Source organism: Allomuricauda sp. TY007, assembly GCF_010468565.1.
GTDB lineage: Bacteria > Bacteroidota > Bacteroidia > Flavobacteriales > Flavobacteriaceae > Flagellimonas.
In genome coordinates this window covers 1-634 of record NZ_WUEG01000051.1, presented here as the reverse complement: position 1 = coordinate 634, position 634 = coordinate 1, and the positions used below count along the sequence as shown (strand labels likewise).

Here is a 634-nt window from a genome sequence, read left to right as displayed (position 1 = left end):
TCTTTCCCATCAATGTCCTCCATGATCTGTGAAGACCTTGCCCGGTCCAGCCCGAAAAGATAATGGGCAAAGGTGCTTGCGCACGACCACCCTCCCCTGACCTGGATCCCGAAGCGGTCGTTGAGCAAACGGACCACCAGGTTATAATGGATATCCTTAAGGTTAAAGGACAGACAGCCGATACGTTGGGCATCCTCATTCCCCAAATATTGTATTTCCCCAAGATTCTTGAGCTCATCCCGAAAAAGCCCTAGTAATGCTTGTTCTTTTATCGCCATGAGTCGGGTATCCATTTTCTCTTTCAATTGTATGGCAAGGGCGGCCTTTATGGTCTGGATGATACCCGGTGTGCCCCCATCTTCCCTGGTCTCCACATCCTCAAAAAAACTATGTTTTCCCCAGGGCGTGGTCCATTTCATATTGCCGCCTCCCGGGATCTCGGGCACTTCATTCCCATACAGATCTTTGTTGAACACCAAAATTCCACAGGCTCCGGGACCTCCCAGAAATTTATGGGGCGAAAAGAAAATGGCATCCATCCGACATTCCGGATCATTGGGATGCATATCGATATCCACATAGGGAGCGGATGCTGCAAAGTCAAAAAAACAGACCCCTCCATGGGCATGCATGG

1 protein-coding gene is annotated in these 634 nt (G+C 49.7%); it reads right to left on the bottom strand.

What is annotated here, in order from left to right; genetic code table 11:
• Positions 1 to 634: aminotransferase class V-fold PLP-dependent enzyme (locus GO009_RS17375; protein ID WP_163627970.1), on the bottom strand; the 634-nt coding region annotated here is incomplete at both ends.